Origin of the sequence: Hamadaea sp., from assembly GCF_013362815.1 — a bacterium.
Taxonomy (GTDB): Bacteria; Actinomycetota; Actinomycetes; order Mycobacteriales; family Micromonosporaceae; genus Hamadaea.
In genome coordinates this window covers 1-19,440 of record NZ_JABFVK010000011.1, presented here as the reverse complement: position 1 = coordinate 19,440, position 19,440 = coordinate 1, and the positions used below count along the sequence as shown (strand labels likewise).

Here is a 19,440-nt window from a genome sequence, read left to right as displayed (position 1 = left end):
CTCAGATCGGCTCCGCCGACGCCGACCCGTACGCCCGGTGCAGTTCCCGCATCAAGTCGTCGTTCACGGCGTACTCGTGATCGCCGATGCGTGTGACGGCCGAGATGCCCCGCGAGTTGGTGACGAACGCACCGGTGAACTCGGCGAGCTGCGTCAGGCGTACCAGTTGATGATGCTGGGGCAGCGCGAGCCGCGGCTGAACCACCTGGAGCGTGATCCCGCGCAGCATTGGGGCCTCCGGCCAGACGATGCGCGCGCCGTCCCAGAAGCCGACGTTGGCGATCCCGGCCTCGGCCACCGCGCCGCCGGGAGTGACGAGCAGCGCGTCGCCGAAACCCGCGCCAGCCGCGTGCCGACCCCAGTACGCCTGCCCGAAGTCGTTGGTGCGCTTGAGATGCGGCACGGTACGCGAGTAGTCGACGGGCAGCAGGCTGGTCGTCTCGGGGGAGAAGAACGGCGGGCGGACGGTGACCACCGTGGTGATCGGCTCTTCTCCGAAGACCAGTACGCGCACCGACGCGTCAGTGAGCTCGCCGAGCGCGTGCCGGATGAGCTCGCGAACCCGCTCGCCGTCGAGGTCGGCCCCGAACATCTCCGCATTGGCCTGCGCGAGCCGGGCCAGATGCAGATCGAGGCCGCGGACGCGACCGTCGCGGACCTGCATCGCGGTGAAATGCCCGAACGGGGCGAACGCCAGCTGCTCCAGCTGGGCCGGAGTCGGCGCGGCTCCGTCGATCTCGACGGTGATCAGATCCACCCGCGTCAGCCTAGCGGTCTTGGTGTCGCGGTCAGCGCCCTGATTTCGTCGAGGGCCTCGCCGATGTGGTCGGCGAGTGTCCGGGCGGGTGATTCGGGCTCTTGCACCGCTTCGTCCTGCGCGGGCGGCTCGCCGACCCAGTGTTCGAAGCCGACCTTGAACGCGGTCACGCCGGTCTCGGCCGCCAGGCTGGCCCGAGGCTCGCGTACGCCCCGGGCACGAAGCGCCGCTCCGGCCGCGGTCGCCAGGGCGGCCAGTTTCAGCAGCTCTCGCTCGAGAAGGCTCGGATTCGCCGCGATCACGGCCGCCCGCCGCCGGGACCAGTCGCGGCGCTCTTCCAGCATCGCCACGGCGGTCTGCAGTGCGCCGACCACGGTCTCGACCGGCGTTCGGTCCGCCGGGGCGGCCGCGATGGCGGCGACCATGGTCTCCTGCAGGGTGAGGGACGGGTCGAACAACACTTCCCGCTTGTCGGTGAAGTGCCGGAAGAAGGTCCGCTCGGTCACGCCGGCGCGCTGGGCGATGTCGGCCACCGTCGTCTGCTCGTAGCCGCGCTCGGCGTACAGGTCCAACGCCGCGCGGGCGAGTCGTCCCCGTGCGTCCGGCTCCCAGCGTCCCATGCCGCCAGTGTAGTGATGACAGCCTCTGACATCACGTGCTACGGTTGATGTCAGAAGATGACATCGAACTGAGGATGTGTGGATCATGCGTGTATTCGTCACCGGAGCGTCCGGTTGGATCGGTTCGGCCGTGGTTCCCGAGCTGCTCGCCGCGGGTCACGAGGTCGTCGGGCTCGCCCGGTCCGAGGAGTCGGCCCGGGCGCTGGCCGAGGCGGGGGCACAAGCTCGGCGGGGGAGCCTCGACGACCCGGACAGTCTGCGTGCCGGGGCCGAGGATGCCGGCGCCGTCATCCACCTCGCGTTCAAGCACGACTTCAGCGACTACGCCGGGGCCGGGCGGACCGAGCGTGCCGCGGTGGAGACCATCGGCAAGGCGCTCGACGGGTCGGACCGGCCGTTCCTGTTCGCCTCCGGCGTGGCCCGGCTGGCAGCCGGCCGGATCGCCACCGAACTCGACGCCAGCCCGTTCAGCGGACCGGACACCCCGCGCGGCGGCGGTGAGAACCTCGCCTTGTCGTACGCCGAACGCGGCGTGCGACCCATCGCGCTGCGATTCCCGGCGACCGTCCATGGCGACGGCGACCACGGCTTCATCGCGACGCTCGTGAACGTCGCCCGGCAGCGCGGCGCGTCAGGTTACGTCGGCGACGGATCCAATCGGTGGCCGGCGGTGCACCGGCTCGACGCGGCCAAGGCGGTCCGTCTGGCACTCGACTCCGCCGACGCCGGGAGCGTCGTTCACGCCGTCGCGGAAGAGGGGATCGCAACCCGGGACATCGCTGAGGCCATCGGGCGTGGACTGGACCTACCGGTCGTCTCGATCGCTCCGGAGGACGCCGCCGAGCACTTCGGCTGGATCGGCCAGTTCTTCGGGCTCGACGCGCCGACGTCGAGCGCCCTGACGCGGAAGCGACTCGGCTGGACGCCCGTCGGACCCGGGCTGCTGGCCGATCTGCCGCACTACTTCCGCTGACGCGCGGCAGCGGACGCCACGGGATCTTCGTGCGCGCCAGATCAGGGTTCACGGCCGAATCTTGGGGCGAGATTCGACCCGGATCCCTGATCCGGCGCGGAAGCAGCAGCCGCTACAGCTGGGTCGCTCCGATGAGGACCAGCACGATCGCGACGACGCCGAGCACCGTACGCACGGTGTGGCGAGCGATCCAGGGCTGCTCGAACCAGCCGCGGGCGGCGGCGAGCTCGGCGTCGGAGGCGGTACGCACGTCGACCGCGTCGAGCCGCTTGTTGAGCGGGATGTTCTGGCTGACCGTCACGCCGAACGGCCCCACGACGTACGCGATCGACGCCGCGAGCAGCCACCCGAACGCTCCCGTCCCGGCGGCCAGGATCGTCGCCAAGGGCAGCAGCACCACCGGGCCGAGGAAGGCGGGCAGGAAGACGGGGTTCACGATCCGCAGGTTCGTCTTCTGCACGACGTTCACATAGGTGCGGTCGTCCACGAGTTTCAGTGCGAGATTGTTGGCGACGGCGAAGCAGAACATGAGCCCGCCGGTCAGCGCGGTCAGGGTTCCGGCGAGGATGACTACCAGCGTCGTTGCGTCCACCTCCCCACGATAGTGTCCGGCGACCTGGCCCCGGCCATGCCCTCAGTCGTAGCATCATCGAATGCGGGTGGAACTCCGCCACCTCCGGGCGGTGTGCGCGATCGCCGACGCGGGCAGCGTCACCAAGGCTGCCGCCCGGTTGGGCTTGGCCACGCCCGCGCTGACCACGCAGCTGCAACGGATCGAGCGTATCTTCGGCGGCCGGTTGTTCGACCGCGACCACACCGGCGTACGCCCGACGGAGCTCGGTGAACTGGTGCTGGCCCGGGCCCGGGTGCTGCTGCCCGCCGCCCAAGGGCTGGAGGAGGAGGCCACTCGGCTCGCCGAGAGCCTCGCCCAGCCCGCCGAGCCGGCCGCGTACCGGATCGGGGCGGTGAACGGGCCGCTCATCGGGGGGCTCGTCGCCCGGCTCAACGCGGCGCAGCCGGCCGCGCGGATCACCTCGCACCCGTCATGGTCCACAGTAGAGCTGCAAGAGATGCTGCTCGGCGACAAACTGGACTTCGTCCTGGTCGGCGTGTGCGGCGGCGCGCTCGGCGAAACCGCGTCCGAGCTGACCACCCGGCTGTCCTGGGAGCTGATCGCCGACGTCCCGGTGTTCATCCTGCTCTCGGCGGACCACCCGCTGGCGGCCAACCCCGAGGTCGACCTCGCCCAGCTCGCCGACGCCTTCTGGGCGGCCACGCCGGGCGACGGCTGTTTCGCCGACTGCTTCGCGGCCGCGTGCGCCCGGGCGGGATTCGCGCCGCGGCCGATCTTCGAAACCGACGTCGGCGGCTGCATCGACTTGGTGCGTACGGGGGACGCGGTCGCGTTGTGCCAGCCGACGTTCCGCGGTTCGCCGGGCGTCGCCGTGGTGCCGCTGCGCGCCGACGGGCTGCGCTGGCGGCACCTCATCGGCTGGCGGCCCGGCTCGCCGTCGTCGGGCGCGTCCGACCAGGTCGTCGCGCACGCGCGCGCGGCATACGCCGACGCCGTGGCCCGGAGCACGGCGTACACCGGCTGGTTGCAGCGGCATCCGGAGCCTTACGCGGCGCGATAAGACCTCGCTGACAACTCTCGGTGACCGGTCTACGCCAGTAGCGTCCTGCGCATGACAACTCGCGATTTCTACACCCTCTGAGGCTCCGGCCTCGGCTCCTACGGCGGCCGTGCCCCGCCGGGGCGAGCGTGCCGGATCGGTGCGTCCGGCACGCTCGCCACACCTACCAGGAGCCGGGCCCGGCGTAGGTTGGGGGCATGGATCTTCTGCCTGCCATGCCCCGGCCTACGGTCACGTATCCGGGAATCGTGGTCGCCGACCCGCCCGGGTTCCGCCCGCTTCAGCTGGACCTGCACATCCCGGCGGGCGAGGGGCCCTTCCCGGTCGTGTTCTGGGTGCATGGGGGCGGGTGGACGTCCGGCAGCCGGGTCTGGCTGCCGGACTCCATCGAGCCGTTCGGGTTCCACCAGCGGCTGATCGACCGGGGGTACGCCGTCGCCGACGTCGACTACCGGCTCGCCCGCGAGATCTCCTTCCCGGCGCAGCTGGACGACGTCCAGGCGGCGATCCGCTGGGTGCGTACGCACGCCGCCCAGCTGCGGCTGGACCCCGCTCGGTTCGCCACGCTGGGGGAGTCCGCCGGTGGTCAGCTCGCCGCCCTCGCCGGGCTCCTGGGCAGCGACGACACCGCGGTGCACGCGGTCGTCGACTGGTACGGCGTGTCCGACTTCCTCGCCTTGAAGGGGCGCGACGACCCCGAGGACAACGTCGCGCGCTACCTCGGCGGCCCGCTGCCGGCGGTGACCGAGACCGCTCGCGCCGCCAGCCCGACCCACCGCGTCCACGCGGGCGCGCCGCCGTTCCTGGCCGTGCACGGGACCGACGACCGGGTCGTCCCGTTCGCGCAGTCCGTCGAGCTCGCCGAGGCACTCCGGGCGGTCGGCGTACGCTGCGACGTCCTGGCCGCCGAGGGCGGCGATCACTGCTTCGTCGGGTACGCCGACATCGGCGGGCTCATCGACGCCGGCATCGACTTCCTGGATGACGTCCTGGGGTGAGCGGGCGCGCGGCGTACCCCGATGTCAGATGGATAAACCCGCCGAAACGCTTGAATAGGCCGTCGGATACGGGCACGTTGGAGCTTTGCCTAGAGTCGTCACAAGAAGGGCTCTCCACATGCTTGCTGTAACTGAGCGCGCTGCGGACGCCATCCGCGCGCTGACCGACGCACCGCAGATTCCCGACGGGTCCGGGCTGCGTATCTCGTCCGGCGGGGGCGAGGGAAATCTGCAGCTCAGCCTGGTCGCATCACCCGCCGACGGAGACCAGATCCTGTCCAGCGGGGACGCCCTGCTGTTCCTGGACTCCGACGCCACCCTGCTGCTCGACGAGAAGATGATCGACGCCACCATGACCGACGGGGGCGAGATCCAATTCATGCTCGCCGACCAGTAACTGGGGGGTCCTGCCATGATCAGCGGAGTTTTCGCGGTGCTATGACCCCACGAAAACTCCGCTGATCATGGCGACCGAAAGCGATCATGGCGCGCGCGGCGATCAAAGTGCCCGGTAGCATCCGGCGCATGGAGCAGCTGCAGGAACTGCATACCCGGGCGATGAGCGCGTGTGCCGCTGCGGTCGCTCAGGCGACGCCGGCCGATCTGAGCCGGCCGACGCCGTGCGCGGGCTGGACGTTGGCGGATCTGCTCGCCCACATGACGGCGCAGGATCGCGGGTTCGCCGGGGCCGCGCGTGGTGCCGTCACGACTGCCGACGACTGGAAGCCGCAGTACCACGGCGACGATGCGATCACCGAGTACGCCGAAGCCGCCGCCGACGTGCAGCGCGCGATAGCGGAGGACGGCGTACTGGAACGCGGCTTCGTGATCCCGGAGTTCGCGACGGACCGGCTGATCAAGGGCCCGAACGCTGTCCGCGCCCATCTCATCGACGCGGTCGTCCACGGGTGGGACGTCGCGCGTACCTTGGGCGCCGGCTATGTGCTGGACGACGAGGTGCTCGCCGAGTCGCTGGCCATCGCGGAGTCCATTCCGGACGCCGACGACCGCGGCGGCTTCTTCAGCCGGGCGGTCGCGGCCGATCCCGTGGCTGCGCCGCTCGACCGGATCGTCGCGCACCTCGGCCGGTCACCGTCCCGGCCGGACTGACTCCATCTCCGCACGAAGGCGCGCGAAGTCCACTTCGGACGTTGTGTCGACGCGCAGCACCGGCCCCAGCGCCAACGGTTCGGCGCGCCGAGCCCAGTCCGGCCACGATTCGGCCAGGTGCCGGTCGTCCTCATAGTGCGCCGGTCGCTTGCGGCTCGCGTACCGCTGCCTGGCGATCTCGACCGGGACATCACACCAGAGCTCGACCACCGGGGTGCCGCGCAGCCCGGCCCGCGCGAACTCGAGGTCGCGCGGCCGGAACCACCACGATTCGAGCACGACCGTTCCCTCGATGCCCGCGCACAGCCAGTAGGCCGCCTCCATCGCGGCCGCGCCGAACGCTCGCGCCGGAACAGCCGGGAAGAGCGCCTGCAGACCGTCCTTCACGACGTCTTTCGAGATCACTTGTACGCCCAGCGCAGTGCCCAGTCCGGTCGCCAGCGTCGTCTTCCCCGAGCCGGGAAGGCCATTGACCATCAGCAGAAGATCAGCCACCGGACAAGGATCTCACAAATCCGCTACATGGCCTCTGACCTGCGAATACGCTCGACCGAATGAGTACCGGAACGGTCACCACCCAAGACGGCACGAAGATCTTCTACAAGGATTGGGGGACGGGGCAGCCGGTGGTGTTCAGCCACGGCTGGCCGCTGACGGCGGACGCCTGGGACGATCAGATGTGGTACGTCGTCTCCAACGGATTCCGCGCGGTCGCCCACGACCGGCGGGGGCACGGGCGATCCAGCCAGCCCTGGGAAGGCAACGACCTCGACACGTACGCCGACGACCTGGCCGCGGTCATCGAAGAACTCGACCTGCGAGACGTCGTCCTCGTCGGGCACTCGACCGGCGGCGGCGAGATCACCCGCTACATGGGCCGCCATGGCACCGAACGCGTCGCGAAGGCGGTCCTCGTCGGGGCGATTCCGCCGCTGATGCTCCAGACCGACGCCAATCCCGAAGGGCTGCCCCGCAGCGTCTTCGACGACATCCGAGCCGGCGTGGAGCGGGACCGGTCGCAGTACTGGCACGATCTGAGCCTGCCGTTCTACGGTGCGAACCGGGAGGGTTCCCAGATCAGCCAGGGATTGCGCGACCACTTCTGGCTCCAGGGGATGACCGTCGGCTTCAAGGGGGCGTACGACTGCATCAAGGCGTTCTCCGAAACCGATCTCACCCAGGACTGCAAGAAGATCGACGTGCCGACGCTCATCATCCACGGCGACGATGACCAGATCGTGCCGATCGTCGCTTCGGCGTACAAGTCGTCGAAGCTCATCAAGGGCAGTGAGCTCAAGGTCTATCCGGGCGCGCCGCACGGGCTGACCGCGACCCACCAGGACGAGTTCAACGCCGATCTGCTGGCCTTCCTCAAGGCTTGATCACTATCCACCGGCGCAAGCCGTCGAGGCCACGCGCCTCGACGGCGGCGGTCATCTCGGTGACCAGCCGGGCTGCGGTGTCCTCGTCCCGCAGACGGACCACGTGGGACCGCTGTTTCAGACCGGCGGCGTAGATCCGCAGCACGAACCGGTCCGGCGCGATCAGCTGCCACAGGCTGATCGGAACATCGAGGCGGAGGCCTTTGTAATCGTCGGGCGCGCCGCCGTGCCAGGCGGACTTCGATCGCGGTGGATCGCGGAACCGAGCCTGACCGGCCGTCCGCACCTCCAGTTGCACAGGCTCGTGATCGGGCCCGGTGACGGTCTTGGGGCCGAAGCGTGTGCGGTGGGCTGCTTCGGCCGCCGCGTACGCCTGCTCCTGCAAGAAGTGCTCGTGTTCCCGAGCCAAGATGGGCTCGATCCGTTGACGTTCCTTCGCCATTTTGCGTTCGGCCTTCTCACGTTCCCGTTCGAGCCGCCGCCGCTGGTCGTCGTTCAGCCCCCAAGGCATACGTTCAGAATCGCTCGCCCCGTCAAGCGAGGTTGCCCCTCACGCGGCGTGAGGGCTTACCGTCGGCTCATGGAGCAGCGACGGTGGCGGGTAGGGGAACTGGCCGCCGCCACGGGCCTGACCGTGCGGGCCCTGCATCATTTCGACGAGATCGGCCTGTTGCGGGCGGCCGAGCGATCGTCGGCCGGGCATCGGCTTTACACTCCCGCCGACCTACGCCGGCTGTACCGGATCGTGGCGTTGCGGCAGCTCGGCATACCGCTGGGCGACATCGGGCACTCGCTGGACGGCGAGCCCGACGATCTCGCGTATGCGGTGAGCCGCCAGCTGGAGCACGCGGAGGCCGAACTGACCCGCTGGGAGGCCGTCCGGCGGCGGTTGACCAAGCTGAGCGCGGCGCTTCGGCAGTCCGATCTGCCGGTGCGCGAGCTGCTGGACACCATGGAGGTCATCGTGCGGGAGCGGTATTTCAGCGACGAGCAGCTGGCGCGGATGAAGGAGCGGCACTCGGCCGGGTTCGGTGAGTGGATGGCGTCGATCACGGCGCTCGACCAGCGGGCGGCCGAGCTCGTGGCGACGGAGGTCGATCCGAGCGCGGACGAGGCCCGGGAACTCGTCCGGCGATGGAACGCGGTGATGGCGGAGATGAGCGGCGGCGATCGGTCCATCGTCGCGCGGATGTACGCCAAGCTGGACGGCCGCGGTGCGCCCGAGGCGTCGAAGGGCCTGCTGTCCCAGGTCTCGTGGGATTACTTGCGCAGCGCGTTAATGCTCGCCACGCTCTAGCAGTTCCGCGTACGCCCCGGAGCAGCCTGTCGTTCACCTTCGCGTCGTGCTCGGCCCCTAGCGTCGGCCGCATGCAGGTCAGCCCCCGGGTGAGCGTGGTCATCCCGACGTTCGGCCGCCCCGAACTGGTGGTGCGCGCGCTACGCAGTGTGCTCGCGCAAACCATGGCGGACCTCGAAGTCATCGTGGTCGTCGACGGTCCCGATCCGGCGACCGGGCAGGCGTTGGCCGCAGTGGACGATGCCCGGCTGCGAGTGATCGAGCTGCCCGAGAAGGGCGGCGCGCAGAACGCCCGGAACACCGGCGTACGCGCGGCGGCGGCGCCCTGGACGGCAATGCTGGACGACGACGACGAGTGGCTGCCGGAGAAGCTGGCCAAGCAGCTCGCCGCCGCTGAGGCGGCCGGAGCGCAGCGGCCGATCGTGGCGAGCCGGTTGCTGAACCGCACCCCCCGAGCCGAGTACGCGATGCCGCGCCGGTTGCGGCAACCCGGCGAACCGTGGAGCGAATACTTCACCGTACGCCGGGGGCTGTTCCACGGTGAGGGCTTCATCCAGACCTCCACGATCATGGCCCCGACCGAGGTGCTGCGACAGGTTCCGTTCGCCCCCAAGGTCCCCCGGATGCAGGAACTCGACTGGACGTTGCGAGCGCTCGCCGTCGGGGGCACCGAACTCGTCTACGTAGCCGAACCGCTTGTCATCTGGTATCAGGACGAGAACCGGCCGCGGATCAGCTTCGAGGCCAAGTGGCAGCAGTCGCTGGATTGGCTGCGGCGCAACGAGTCGCTGGTGACGCCGAAGGCGTACGCGGCGATCGTGATGAGCGTCGTCAGCTCGATGGCGGCGCAGACGCACAGCCCCAAGGTGTTCTGGCTGCTGCTGCGGGAGGCCCGGCGCAAAGGCCGCCCCGGGTTCATCGACTACGTGACGTTCCTCCAGATCTGGCTGATCCCGCCCGGCCTTCGGCGTACGCTGCGCGACAAGGCGTTGTCGAGAGCGCCCCGGCCTCAGGCAGAGTTGGTGTGAGCGGATCGGTCCTCATCTGGCGCAGCAGTATGCTCCCGGCGTCGGAGACCTTCGTCCGCGCCCAAGGGCTCGCCTTGACGTCCTGGCAGCCGACCTTCTGCGGCGCGGTCAAAGTCGACTCGCCCGTCGCGGCGGACTCGGACGTGATCGCGTTCCCGGAGACGGCGGTCGGCCGCCGCGCCCTGGTGGCGCTCAAGCTCACCGGTCGCTCAGCCCTGCTCCGGGCCACCCTGCGCCGGTTGCGTCCCGACCTCGTGCACGCGCACTTCGCCGGGGACGGTTGGCTCATCAGTGGAGCCGCGGCCGAGGCGGGGATCCCGCTGATCGTCACGATCCACGGGTACGACGTGACCCGCCTGCCCCGTGAATCCGGGCCGCGCGGCGTCCGCTACCGCCGCCATCTGCGTACGGTGTTCGCCCGGGCGTCGCTGATCATCGCCGTGTCCGGCTTCATCCGCGACAAGGCGGTCGAGCTCGGGGCCGATCCCGCGAAGGTACGCGTACACCACACCGGCGTCGCGCTCGCCGCTGTCGAATCCGCCGTCAAGCAGTGGGACCTGCTGTTCGTCGGCCGGCTGGTCGAGAAGAAGGGCGTGGACGACCTGCTCACGGCGATGTCGTCGCTGGACGGCAAGCCCCGGCTGCTCGTGCTCGGCGGTGGCCCGCTGGAGGATGCGCTGCGCCGACGCGCCGCGGAACTGCGCCTCGACGCGACGTTCCTCGGCCCGCAGCCACCCGCCGTCGTCCGGCGGAGTCTCGCCGAGTCGCGCATCTTCGTCGCGCCGTCCAAGACCGCGGCCGACGGTGACAGCGAAGGCCTGCCCACGACCATCCTGGAGGCCGCCTCGTCGGGCCTGCCGACAGTGTCCACTTGGCACAGTGGCATCCCCGAAGCGGTACGCCACAACGAAACCGGCCTGCTCAGCCCGGAAGGTGCTCCCGTCGCACTGGCGGCCAACCTGCGTCGGCTGCTCGCCGATCCCGAACTCTGCGCCTCCCTCGGCGCGAGTGCTCGCTCCTTCGTAGCCGAGCACTTCGACCTGCGTCGGCAGACCGCCGAGCTCGAGAAGATCTACGACTCCGTGGCCCGCCCCGCGCCTTGTTGACCACCCGCTCGCGGAGTCGATCACCCGCACACGAGATCGGCGAGCTGGGAAAACACTGTCGATCACCCCGAGTAGTTCATGATCGCGCGGAAAGGGTGGGGGTTAGCGGAGGCGGAAGCGGCGGGCGGTGCGGCGCGCGACGCGTACGCCGCCGACGAAGGCGCGGCCCATCCGAGCCGGTCCGGAGGTGCTCAGCAGCTCGACCAGGTGCAGCGTCTCGCGGAGTTTCTGCTCGCGCTCGTCGGCCAGCTGCTGGTAGGCGGCCCGCTGCGCCTGCGCCTCGGCCAGCAGGCGGGCCAGTTCGTCCCGCTCGGCGACGAGATCGTGCCAGGTCGGGGCGGCTGCGTCGGGCACGTCGGCGGGGTTCAGCTCGATCCCGGCCATCGCCGCAAGCGCGACCGTCAGGTCGGCCACGCCTTCGTGCGGCCAGGCGTACGCGTGTCCATTGTGGATCAGCACGGCGGCGAGGCGTCGCAACGCTTCGGCCGGCTCGATGCTCGCGCTGAGCGCGGTCAGCCCGGCCGGCTCGACGATCACCTGGTCCGCGGGCACGCCTGCGGGTCCCTGCTGCCAGGCTTGGAGCAGCTCGCGTACCGCGGGCAAGTCGCGTTTCGCGGCAGCCAAGCTAATCGATTCCTCGAGGGTACGCCCAGTGGAGCCGGCTGATTCCGGCACAGCGGACGGCAGATCCGCGGCGGCAGCCGAACCCGCGACGACGAACCAGGCGGCGGCCAGCGCCATCGCCGAGCCACTGCGCAGGGCCCGGGCGGCCACCCGGCTCGGATCGGCGAGTGCGCCCTCGACGGCTGTGTTCCGCAGCAATGCGGCTTGCAGGACACCGCTGTCGGGCGTATCTGCTCCGATGAGGACAGTCGGCGCGACCGGTGACGGGAATCCGGCGTACGCCCGGACGACGGGACGTCTCAGTTCCCGCAGGACCTCGTCGAGCCCGGGTCCGCCGACGTCGTCCACCCAGTCCTGGTCGGCGGCCGGGGCCGGTGGCGCGGTCAGCCGATGTACACCGACGGGGTTGCCGATTCCGAGCAGCAGAGTCCCGTCCGGACGCAGCCGCGCGGTCAGCCGCCGGAGTACCTCGGTCCACTCCGGACGGTCCGCCTCCGGCCCGGTGAGCCGGTCGAGTCCGGCCAGCGCCACGACGGTGTCGTACGCGGCGTCGGGGTCGAGCGCGGCTTCCAGCGCGAACAGATCGCCGGTGTAGACGGCGGCGGCCGGGTAGCGGGCGGCGAGCGTATCGGCGTCGGAGCGCGCGCGGACGAGCAGGGTCAGCCGGTCGGCGCTGATCGCGTCGATGAGGCCGGGGTCGTGCGGGCCGGCGACGAGCACCCGCCCCCGGGCCGTACGCGCGAGCGCAGCGAGCGCTTCGCCGCGCGCGGGACCGACGCCGTGCGCGCCGTCGAGATCGGAGTAGGCGAGCAGCTCGCCGCCGAGCGGGTGGTTCATCCCATCGCCTTCTCTGTGGGCCAACGCAACAGCCAGCGCATCTCCGCCGGGTCCAGCAGCCGGTCGGCGCCGAGCTCGGCCACCGCCACCTCCCGGGCGACCGCGAGGTCGAGCTGCTCCCCGTGCATCTCCGGCCATTCGCGTCGGACCCGGGCCTGACCGCCGTAGACCGGGTTCTCCCGCTGGAGGTGCATCGGATCGCCGTACACGGCCGGTTCGCACCCCGCGAGAGTTCCATAGAACACCGCCGTCGACAGCCGGTTCGACGCGACTCGCACATGCCGGCGCTGCTCGCGGAGCTGCCGATGGAGGAACTCGGGGTCCTGATGGCCCCAGCGATCGCCGCGGTAGCCGTGGCAGATCACCCGGAACCCGGCCTGCTCGTAGCGCCTGCGCAGCCGTCGGGACTGGTACTCCTGCCAGTACAGGCAGATCGTCACCGGGCCGGGCTCGGTCAGCTGGATCTGCGCGATCAGGCGGCTGTGGTCGCCGAGGACGTCCTGACCCTCCCAGCCGTGAAACGGGTACCAGATCGTGCCGCGTCGCTGCTCACGGAGTTCGCCGGGCTCCATCCGCAGCAGGTACGCCCACGGCGAGCCGAGCGCGTACGCCGTGTGGCGGCCCAGCGACCAGGCCCGGCGACGGGTGCGTTCCGACCACACGAGCAGCGGTACGCCCGGGACGAAGTCGTGATCCGGGGCCATGCCGTCGCCGATGTTCCAGCCGTGCTGAAGATAGCCGTGGATGCGCGGGAAGTCGCCGTCCAGTCCGCAGTAGCGGGCCAGGATGCGCGAGTGCCCGTAGTAGTGATTGGCGTGATGCACGGAACTCATTCGGTCGCGGTGGGTCTCGACGCCACGCCCCGAAGGCGAGCCGCCAGGAGCAGGGTATCCGGCTCGGGCTGAACAACGCACGTACGCCAGGTGACTTTCTTGCCGTGGCTAGGGCCTGCTTCTAGGCGCACCACACCTCGGCGTCGGCCAGGTACGCGTGGACGTCACCGGTGACGGGAACGCCCGCGACGGTCAGCGTGCCGACGGCGCACGGCATGTACACCGTGGACAGCAGATGCGACGAGCCGCCCAGGTCGAACGCCTCGTCCCGGACGAGCCGGCGGTCCTTCGGCCCGGTGATCTCGACGGTGACGTCGGCGGCGGACGCCCGCAGGCCCACGCCGAGATCCTGTTCCCACGCCACCGGGGCCTCGACCACCAGGGGATCCGGCCACTGCTGTCCGCGTACCTCCGGAAAATGGCGGGTGAACTCCTCGGCCAGCCAGCCGCCCAGCGCGGGCGACGCACTGACCACCTGGGTCGTGCCCGCGTGCCAGAGGACGAGCGCGAGCCCGGCGCCGCGCTCGGACCAGTCGACGCGCCAGACGGAGGCGAAGGCGAGCAGCTGATCGCCTTCGCGGACCGTCATGCCGGGATTGGCACCCACGAGACGGACCGACATGGCCGCCACGCTACGCGATCAGACGCCGTGCCGCGTGACCAGACTGGCCTTACCCTCGGCGAGCCGGTAGGACATGCCGACGACCGCGCAGCGACCTTCCTCGACCCGCTCGGCGATCAGCGCGGAGCGTTCGATGATCGTGTCGGCGGTGTACCGGATGTGCTCGGTGACCGCGAGATCGGGATCGCGGACGGCCAGCTCACGGACCGGGACGACGCTGATCATGACCCGTTCTACGATGTCCCGGATGAACCCGGGCGGGCTGGTGCCCTCGGCGATCGAGTCCAGGGTTGCGCCGATGGCCCCGCAGGAGTCGTGGCCCAGCACGGCGATGAGCGGCACGTCGAGCATCGCCACGGCGTACTCGATGCTGCCCAGCACCTCCGCCCCGACGACGTGCCCGGCGGTGCGGATGACGAACAGGTCACCGAGCCCCCGGTCGAAGATGATCTCGGCGGCGAGCCGGGAGTCGGAGCAGCCGAACAGCACGGCGAACGGACGCTGTCCGGTCGCGTTGGCAGTACGCCGGTCGGCGTCCTGGTTCGGGTGCTGGCGTTCGCCGGCGACGAACCGATCGTTGCCGTCGAGCAGCAACTTCAGCGCGTCGGCCGGGGACACCGGCAGGTCGGGGTGTACGGGCTCGCTCATCTCGGCCTTCCGGTCGACGGATCATGAGTCCTCGTTCGCAATTCTGCCGTACGAAGATTGCGGCCGTCGGGGGGTTCCCAGGTCTTGGGGCGCGTAACCCGGGATAACGCGGCTTTGCGCGCGTTTTTAAGCGCGTTATGCGGATGATGCGCCGGGGCACCCCCACTGTAGTGGACCGCGGTCCACTACAGTGGGGCGCATGATCACGAACGAGCGTGCGACCGAGTTCAGCCGCCACTGGGTGGACGCCTGGAACAGCCACGACCTGGAAGCGATCCTCAGCCACTTCCACGACGACGTGGTCTTCACCTCGCCGGTCGCCGCCCAGCTCCTCCCCGAAACCGGTGGCGTCCTGCGCGGCAAGGAGGCGCTGCGGGCGTACTGGGGCAAGGGGTTGCAGGCGATCCCGGATCTGCGCTTCACGGTCGAGGCCGTCTTCGCGGGCGTCAGCACGATCGTCATCAGCTATCGCAACCAGCGCGGCAACCTCGTCAACGAGGTGCTGATCTTCGACGGTGAGCTCGTCGCGCAGGGCCACGGCACCTATCTCGGCCAGGACAATCCGGCCGGCGTCACCGGCTAGCGGCGGCGGGCGATCGTGATGATCTCGCGGCTGTCCGGGCCGATCGGCGTACCGTCCCAGCCGCCGAACTGATCGTCGATCGCGAATCCGGCCTCGTCGATGAACGCGTTCAGCGTTGCCACGTCGAGGAATCGCAGCGCGGTCTGCTCGGTGCGCAGCACCGCTCCGGACGTGTCTGAGACGAGGCTGGTGAAGGTCACCACGTCACCGTCCACTGTGTCGACGCGATGCCAGCTCCTAAGTGGAGGGTCGGCGATCTCGGTGACGTTGCCCGGATTCCAGTCCTCCCACGCGCGCGCCTGCGGATGGCGCGTCTCGAAGGCGAACCGGCCGCCGTCGCGCAAGGCCGCGCGGATCGCGGTCAGCGAGGCGCGTAGCTCGTCGTCGCTGATCAGGCACTGGAACGCGTGGCTGGTCATGGTGGCCAGGCCGAACTCGCGGCTCCAGGCCGCGTCGGCGGCGGCTCCCGAAACCCATTCCACATCGGTATGCATAGACGCGCGAGCGAGCATCGCCGGGTCGGGTTCGAGTCCGACGAGGCGGCCCCGGTGCCCTTGCGAACGGGCGTAATGCAGCATCGACCCGGTTCCGCAGCCGACGTCGAGGACGGCGTCCGAGGCCATGACGAGCCGGTGATAGAAGGCGTCCGAGGCGTACCGCTCGACGTCCCACGGGTTCAGGACGTCGTAGAGCGCCGCGAACTCGGCGTCGGAGATCATCCTGGCATCGTGCCAGACTCCGGGCTGCCGTAGGCTCAGACACGGGAGGTCACGTGTCCAATACGCGCCGTGCACAACCGCGCCTGGTGCCGTCGCCACGCGGCGGGGTGTTGTCGGTGGAGGTGAGCGGCGCCCCCGACGGTCGGCCGGTCTTCCTCATGCACGGTACGCCGGGCAGCCGCAGCGGTCCCCGTCCCCGGAGCAGCGTGCTCTACCGCATGGGCGTACGCCTGATCTCGTATGACCGCCCCGGTTACGGCGGCTCGACCCGGAGGCCGGGCCGGCTGGTGCGCGACGCGGCCGACGACGTGGCTGCGATCGCCGACGATCTCGAGCTGCCGACGTTCGCCGTGATCGGCCGATCCGGCGGCGGACCGCACGCGCTCGCCTGCGCCGCGCTGCTGCCGGGCCGGGTGACCCGGTCGGCCGCGCTGGTCAGCATCGCCCCGCCGGACGCGCCCGGGCTCGCTTGGTTCGACGGGATGGCGAAGGGGAACACGAGCGACTACGAGGTGGCCGATCGCGACGTCGCGCTGTTCACCGAACGGCTGCTGGCCCGGGCCGACCATGTCCGCCGCGATCCGCGGATTCTCATGGACGCGCTACGGGGCGAACTGCGTGAGTCCGATCTCCGGGTGATCGACGACGCCGTGATCCGCCGCCAGATCGCCGACACGTACGCCGAGGCGATGCGCTTCGGCGGGCACGGCTGGGTGGACGACGCCCTGGCCTTCCGGCGCGACTGGGGATTCCAGCTGTCCGACGTGGACACCGAGGTGCTGCTGTGGCACGGCGCCGACGATTCGTTCTCGCCGGTGGGGCATACGGAGTGGCTGGCTTCCCAGCTCAAACGGGCCGAGGTCCAGATTCAGGCCGACACGGCGCACTTCGGCGCGATGGAGATCCTTCCGCAGGCGCTGGCCTGGGTGATCGCGGAATCCTGAGGGCGCGCCGGATCATCCCTCCGGGAACGACGCCACCTGGAACTTCAGGTACGCCAGCTGGCGGCGTAACTCGGCGGCGTCGGGCTCGGCCAGAAAGGCCAGGCGCTCGGTCCAGCTCTGTTCGAGCCGGTCGCCGAGCCGGCGGCCTTCTGCGTACTGGCCGCGGCGGCGCAAGTGACGCAACCGATGCAGCAGCAGCTGACGGACGGCCGCGTCGGTGCACTCCGCCGCGCCGGAGGCGTCGAGATGCGGCCACAGTTCGGCGTACGCCCCCCAGCCGCGCGGATCGTCCACTTCGGCCGGTGGCCGGATCGAGGCCAGCACGACATGCGCGTGATGCCGGATGACGGCCAGCTCCGGCTCGCTCATCCGGGATCGGATCACCTGCTGGAGCACGGGGTGGATGACGACGCGCGCGCCGCCCGCCTCCGGCCCGCGTACGTCGAGCTGGATCAACGCGAGGCGAGTCAGCGTCTGCACGAGTTTGCCGCGCCGCCACCGATCGACGACCGCCGGGTCGACCTCGGCGAGCGCGGCGGCGAGGGCATCGCTGTACACGATGGACAGTCCGATCTCCGGGCCCAGCACGGAGCACACTTCCAGCAGCCGGTACGCCGCCGCTGCCTCGGCGCGTACCCGGTCGAGGGAGGTGTTCCACCAGCGCAGCCGGGAGCCGATGCGTTCGGGCTCGACGAGCAACTCGGCGGGCGGACGGCCGGTGTCGGCCAGCCAGCGGCCAGCGGCGGCCACGGCGACCGGCAGGTCCGCCACCGACGCGGCGACCTGGACCGCCTCGGAGTCGCGGATGGTCGGCAGTCGATGGCGCAGGTGCGCGATGCTTTCGGCCCGGTCGAACAGGCCGACTTCGAGCGGTTCGGCGTGCTCGGCCCAGGCCGGATCACGCGAGGTGACGAGCGTGTGGCCGAAACCGCGGGGGAGCAGCCCGGCGACGGCGTCGAAGTCGTCCGCCCCGTCGAAGATCACCAGCCAGTCCGCGTACATCCGGCCGCGTTCGAGGGCGGCGAGGGCGGCCCGAGCGGCGGCTGCCGGAGACGGGCGCTTGACCGCCAGGTGCGGGGCGAGCGCGGCCAGTTGCTCGGTCACGTCACCCGTGGCGTCGATCCACCACACCAAGTCATAAGCGGCGGCATAGCGGTGTGCGTACTCGATGGCGATCTGGCTCTTGCCGATGCCGCCCATGCCGAGGACCGCGACGCGCGACCCACCGGGGAGCAGCGCCGTGCCCTCCTGATCGCGCAGCCGGTCGCGCAGCTCGCGCATCTCCTGGCCGCGGCCGGTGAATCGGGGGTCGCGCGACGGGGCCTGGAAGACGGCGGGCGGGCGGCCGGGAAACCGGGTCGGCGGGTGCGGTCCATCCAGGACGGTCGAGGCGTGGCCGAGCAGAGTGAGCAGATTGGTCGTCGCCGCGACCACGTCACCGGAGTGCAGCTGGGCGCTGTGCGCGGCGTCGAAGGAGCTCACCGGCGTGACGTCGGCGATGTACGCGGCCAGCGGCGGGCCACCCGGCTGGGCGCGTTCGTCGTGGGTCAGCCGGGCGAGCGCTGCGGCATTGGCCGACGAGACCAGCGTGAGCCGCGCGGCACCGGGCGGTGGATCGAAGCCGTCGAGCCACGGATCGGCGACCACGAGCCCCGCGCCCCGGCAGATCGAGGCGACCCACTCGCCCCAGACCGCGTCGACGGGCGTGTATTGAAGGGTGACGTCGCTGACGATGGGATCGGGCGTCCGGACGAACCGGGCGGCGGTACGCCGTCGCACCCCCTCGTCGAGGATCGGCGGCCCGGTGACCTCCCCGTTCGTGATGTGCCGGACCAGTTCGAGGTACGCCGAAAGCATCGTCCCCGGCACGCCCGGTGGATCGGCGACGGCGGCGAGGATCTCCTCGAACGCGTACGCGGGCTGGTAGGGCACCTCGACGGCGGCCCAGTAGCGGCGGCGTTGGGCGTCGGTGAGCCCGGCCGGCAGCCCGGCCAGGCGGCGCATCGCCACCGTGCGCCCGGCCTGCGCCTGCGCCGCCTGGCTGCGATCGATGTGCATCGGCGCGGGCAGTACGCGGATCGCCCGGTTGCGATGGCGGCTGGCGATCTCCCGGGCCAGCGTCGCCGCGCCCGAGATCGCCTGCTCGGCGAAGGTGAAGCAGGTGACCAGGGTGTCCGGTAGGTGCGCCGTGCAGATGTCGGCGAGTTCGCTGAGCCCGGTCCGACTGTCGATCAGCACGTAGTCGTAGCGTCGCCGAAGATCCTCCCGCAGGGCGTCGAAGAACCGGCCGCCGTGGCGGCGCTCGTAGAAGTCGTCCCAGTCGAGGTCGCTCAAGTGGGTGGCGTAATCCCGGTTCTGCCGACCGGCCGTCAGGACGTCGAGCCGCCCCCGGCCGAACGACCACGTCAGGGGCAACGCGTACCGGTCCACTTCGGCGTAATGGGCGTACCAGGCCGGGTCTTGCGGCTCGCCGGCCCCGGTGGCGTGCTCGAACTCGCGGATCAGGTCGATCACTCCGCCCGCTGTGGACAGCCGTGCGGCGTCCAGGAACGGATGGAGGAACCGGTGCAGTCCCGGCGATTCGAGGTCCCAGTCGGCGGCGAGCACGCGTTTGCCGGCGGAGGCCAGGATCCAGGCCACATTGGCCACCGCCATGGTGCGCCCGGTGCCGCCCTTGAAGGAGTAGAACGTGACTATCTCACCGCGTCGACGATCGGTGCCGCTG

The 19,440-nt window shown here is 70.5% G+C and carries 22 protein-coding genes; 11 read left to right on the top strand and 11 right to left on the bottom strand.

The window, feature by feature from the left end; translation table 11 throughout:
* Position 1: 1 nt before the first annotated feature.
* Together HOV77_RS04715 and HOV77_RS04710 are read right to left on the bottom strand one after the other, a co-directional pair.
* Positions 2-757: an aminotransferase class IV gene (locus HOV77_RS04715; RefSeq protein ID WP_290857905.1), complete on the bottom strand. Its 756-nt coding sequence runs from the start codon at positions 755-757 to the stop codon at positions 2-4.
* Positions 758-762: 5 nt separating this feature from the next.
* Positions 763-1,377: a helix-turn-helix domain-containing protein gene (locus HOV77_RS04710; RefSeq protein WP_290857904.1), complete on the bottom strand. Its 615-nt coding sequence runs from the start codon at positions 1,375-1,377 to the stop codon at positions 763-765.
* Positions 1,378-1,462: 85 nt separating this feature from the next.
* Between HOV77_RS04710 and HOV77_RS04705 the strand changes: the two genes are divergently transcribed.
* Positions 1,463-2,350 carry an SDR family oxidoreductase gene (locus HOV77_RS04705; protein ID WP_290857903.1) on the top strand — a complete coding sequence of 296 codons (888 nt, stop codon included), beginning with the start codon at positions 1,463-1,465 and terminating at the stop codon, positions 2,348-2,350.
* A gap of 112 nt (positions 2,351-2,462) precedes the next feature.
* Here the strand turns inward: HOV77_RS04705 and HOV77_RS04700 are convergent, their stop codons facing one another.
* Entirely contained in the window at positions 2,463-2,942 is a 480-nt protein-coding gene (locus HOV77_RS04700; protein ID WP_290857902.1) for an anthrone oxygenase family protein, read from the bottom strand.
* A gap of 61 nt (positions 2,943-3,003) precedes the next feature.
* Between HOV77_RS04700 and HOV77_RS04695 the strand changes: the two genes are divergently transcribed.
* From HOV77_RS04695 to HOV77_RS04680, 4 genes are all read left to right on the top strand, one after another.
* Positions 3,004-3,984 (top strand): LysR family transcriptional regulator, encoded by a 981-nt coding sequence (locus HOV77_RS04695; RefSeq protein ID WP_290857901.1) that lies wholly within the window; start codon positions 3,004-3,006, stop codon positions 3,982-3,984.
* 197 nt (positions 3,985-4,181) lie between these two features.
* Positions 4,182-4,982 (top strand): alpha/beta hydrolase, encoded by an 801-nt coding sequence (locus tag HOV77_RS04690; RefSeq protein WP_290857900.1) that lies wholly within the window; start codon positions 4,182-4,184, stop codon positions 4,980-4,982.
* 118 nt (positions 4,983-5,100) lie between these two features.
* Positions 5,101-5,379, top strand: a complete 279-nt coding sequence (locus HOV77_RS04685; RefSeq protein WP_290857899.1) for an adhesin — start codon at positions 5,101-5,103, stop codon at positions 5,377-5,379.
* Positions 5,380-5,507: 128 nt separating this feature from the next.
* Positions 5,508-6,092, top strand: coding sequence for a TIGR03086 family metal-binding protein (locus HOV77_RS04680; RefSeq protein ID WP_290857898.1), 585 nt, complete (start codon positions 5,508-5,510; stop codon positions 6,090-6,092).
* Here the strand turns inward: HOV77_RS04680 and HOV77_RS04675 are convergent.
* Positions 6,072-6,587: an AAA family ATPase gene (locus HOV77_RS04675; RefSeq protein WP_290857897.1), complete on the bottom strand. Its 516-nt coding sequence runs from the start codon at positions 6,585-6,587 to the stop codon at positions 6,072-6,074. The two genes, HOV77_RS04680 and HOV77_RS04675, sit on opposite strands and share 21 nt — an antisense overlap.
* Before the next feature lie 59 nt (positions 6,588-6,646).
* On the opposite strand from HOV77_RS04675, the gene HOV77_RS04670 reads away from it, so the two are divergent.
* Positions 6,647-7,474 (top strand): alpha/beta hydrolase, encoded by an 828-nt coding sequence (locus HOV77_RS04670; RefSeq protein ID WP_290857896.1) that lies wholly within the window; start codon positions 6,647-6,649, stop codon positions 7,472-7,474.
* Here the strand turns inward: HOV77_RS04670 and HOV77_RS04665 are convergent.
* Positions 7,464-7,985 carry a hypothetical protein gene (locus HOV77_RS04665; protein ID WP_290857895.1) on the bottom strand — a complete coding sequence of 174 codons (522 nt, stop codon included), beginning with the start codon at positions 7,983-7,985 and terminating at the stop codon, positions 7,464-7,466. The two genes, HOV77_RS04670 and HOV77_RS04665, sit on opposite strands and share 11 nt — an antisense overlap.
* A gap of 69 nt (positions 7,986-8,054) precedes the next feature.
* Between HOV77_RS04665 and HOV77_RS04660 the strand changes: the two genes are divergently transcribed.
* The 3 genes from HOV77_RS04660 (at position 8,055) to HOV77_RS04650 (ending at position 10,905) form a co-directional block, all read left to right on the top strand.
* Positions 8,055-8,771, top strand: coding sequence for a MerR family transcriptional regulator (locus HOV77_RS04660; RefSeq protein ID WP_290857894.1), 717 nt, complete (start codon positions 8,055-8,057; stop codon positions 8,769-8,771).
* A gap of 71 nt (positions 8,772-8,842) precedes the next feature.
* Complete coding sequence (locus tag HOV77_RS04655; RefSeq protein WP_290857893.1) at positions 8,843-9,799, top strand: glycosyltransferase; 957 nt, start codon at positions 8,843-8,845, stop codon at positions 9,797-9,799.
* On the top strand, positions 9,796-10,905 hold the full coding sequence (locus tag HOV77_RS04650; RefSeq protein WP_363259643.1) for a glycosyltransferase: 1,110 nt from the start codon (positions 9,796-9,798) through the stop codon (positions 10,903-10,905). The genes HOV77_RS04655 and HOV77_RS04650 overlap by 4 nt, the downstream gene beginning before the upstream one ends.
* Before the next feature lie 102 nt (positions 10,906-11,007).
* Here the strand turns inward: HOV77_RS04650 and HOV77_RS04645 are convergent, their stop codons facing one another.
* The 4 genes from HOV77_RS04645 to HOV77_RS04630 form a co-directional block, all read right to left on the bottom strand.
* Entirely contained in the window at positions 11,008-12,366 is a 1,359-nt protein-coding gene (locus HOV77_RS04645) for a hypothetical protein (RefSeq protein WP_290857892.1), read from the bottom strand.
* Positions 12,363-13,190 (bottom strand): hypothetical protein, encoded by an 828-nt coding sequence (locus HOV77_RS04640; RefSeq protein ID WP_290858051.1) that lies wholly within the window; start codon positions 13,188-13,190, stop codon positions 12,363-12,365. Before HOV77_RS04640 ends, HOV77_RS04645 begins: the two co-directional genes overlap by 4 nt.
* 130 nt (positions 13,191-13,320) lie before the next feature.
* Positions 13,321-13,821: a hypothetical protein gene (locus HOV77_RS04635; RefSeq protein ID WP_290857891.1), complete on the bottom strand. Its 501-nt coding sequence runs from the start codon at positions 13,819-13,821 to the stop codon at positions 13,321-13,323.
* Positions 13,822-13,839: 18 nt separating this feature from the next.
* Entirely contained in the window at positions 13,840-14,469 is a 630-nt protein-coding gene (locus HOV77_RS04630) for a carbonic anhydrase (protein ID WP_290857890.1), read from the bottom strand.
* Positions 14,470-14,668: 199 nt separating this feature from the next.
* Here HOV77_RS04630 and HOV77_RS04625 point away from each other — a divergent pair, with 199 nt between their 5' ends.
* Complete coding sequence (locus HOV77_RS04625) at positions 14,669-15,052, top strand: nuclear transport factor 2 family protein (protein ID WP_290857889.1); 384 nt, start codon at positions 14,669-14,671, stop codon at positions 15,050-15,052.
* On the opposite strand, the gene HOV77_RS04620 is transcribed toward HOV77_RS04625, so the two are convergent.
* Positions 15,049-15,771, bottom strand: a complete 723-nt coding sequence (locus tag HOV77_RS04620; RefSeq protein ID WP_290857888.1) for a class I SAM-dependent methyltransferase — start codon at positions 15,769-15,771, stop codon at positions 15,049-15,051. The two genes, HOV77_RS04625 and HOV77_RS04620, sit on opposite strands and share 4 nt — an antisense overlap.
* Before the next feature lie 116 nt (positions 15,772-15,887).
* On the opposite strand from HOV77_RS04620, the gene HOV77_RS04615 reads away from it, so the two are divergent.
* Complete coding sequence (locus HOV77_RS04615) at positions 15,888-16,715, top strand: alpha/beta hydrolase (protein WP_290857887.1); 828 nt, start codon at positions 15,888-15,890, stop codon at positions 16,713-16,715.
* A 12-nt stretch (positions 16,716-16,727) separates the two neighbouring features.
* On the opposite strand, the gene fxsT is transcribed toward HOV77_RS04615, so the two are convergent.
* On the bottom strand, positions 16,728-19,440 hold a 2,713-nt coding region (fxsT, locus tag HOV77_RS04610; protein WP_290857886.1), incomplete at its 5' end, for an FxSxx-COOH system tetratricopeptide repeat protein.

Excerpts from the sequence above, each read along its gene's own strand:
- HOV77_RS04695 (WP_290857901.1), top strand. The coding sequence starts at position 3,004 with ATGCGGGTGGAACTCCGCCACCTCCGGGCGGTGTGCGCGATCGCCGAC.
- HOV77_RS04625 (WP_290857889.1), top strand. The coding sequence starts at position 14,669 with ATGATCACGAACGAGCGTGCGACCGAGTTCAGCCGCCACTGGGTGGAC.
- HOV77_RS04645 (WP_290857892.1), bottom strand. The coding sequence starts at position 12,366 with ATGAACCACCCGCTCGGCGGCGAGCTGCTCGCCTACTCCGATCTCGAC.
- HOV77_RS04620 (WP_290857888.1), bottom strand. The coding sequence starts at position 15,771 with ATGATCTCCGACGCCGAGTTCGCGGCGCTCTACGACGTCCTGAACCCG.
- HOV77_RS04710 (WP_290857904.1), bottom strand. The coding sequence starts at position 1,377 with ATGGGACGCTGGGAGCCGGACGCACGGGGACGACTCGCCCGCGCGGCG.
- HOV77_RS04635 (WP_290857891.1), bottom strand. The coding sequence starts at position 13,821 with ATGTCGGTCCGTCTCGTGGGTGCCAATCCCGGCATGACGGTCCGCGAA.
- HOV77_RS04690 (WP_290857900.1), top strand. The coding sequence starts at position 4,182 with ATGGATCTTCTGCCTGCCATGCCCCGGCCTACGGTCACGTATCCGGGA.
- HOV77_RS04630 (WP_290857890.1), bottom strand. The coding sequence starts at position 14,469 with ATGAGCGAGCCCGTACACCCCGACCTGCCGGTGTCCCCGGCCGACGCG.
- HOV77_RS04655 (WP_290857893.1), top strand. The coding sequence starts at position 8,843 with ATGCAGGTCAGCCCCCGGGTGAGCGTGGTCATCCCGACGTTCGGCCGC.
- HOV77_RS04665 (WP_290857895.1), bottom strand. The coding sequence starts at position 7,985 with ATGCCTTGGGGGCTGAACGACGACCAGCGGCGGCGGCTCGAACGGGAA.
- HOV77_RS04705 (WP_290857903.1), top strand. The coding sequence starts at position 1,463 with ATGCGTGTATTCGTCACCGGAGCGTCCGGTTGGATCGGTTCGGCCGTG.
- HOV77_RS04660 (WP_290857894.1), top strand. The coding sequence starts at position 8,055 with ATGGAGCAGCGACGGTGGCGGGTAGGGGAACTGGCCGCCGCCACGGGC.
- HOV77_RS04680 (WP_290857898.1), top strand. The coding sequence starts at position 5,508 with ATGGAGCAGCTGCAGGAACTGCATACCCGGGCGATGAGCGCGTGTGCC.
- HOV77_RS04670 (WP_290857896.1), top strand. The coding sequence starts at position 6,647 with ATGAGTACCGGAACGGTCACCACCCAAGACGGCACGAAGATCTTCTAC.
- HOV77_RS04685 (WP_290857899.1), top strand. The coding sequence starts at position 5,101 with ATGCTTGCTGTAACTGAGCGCGCTGCGGACGCCATCCGCGCGCTGACC.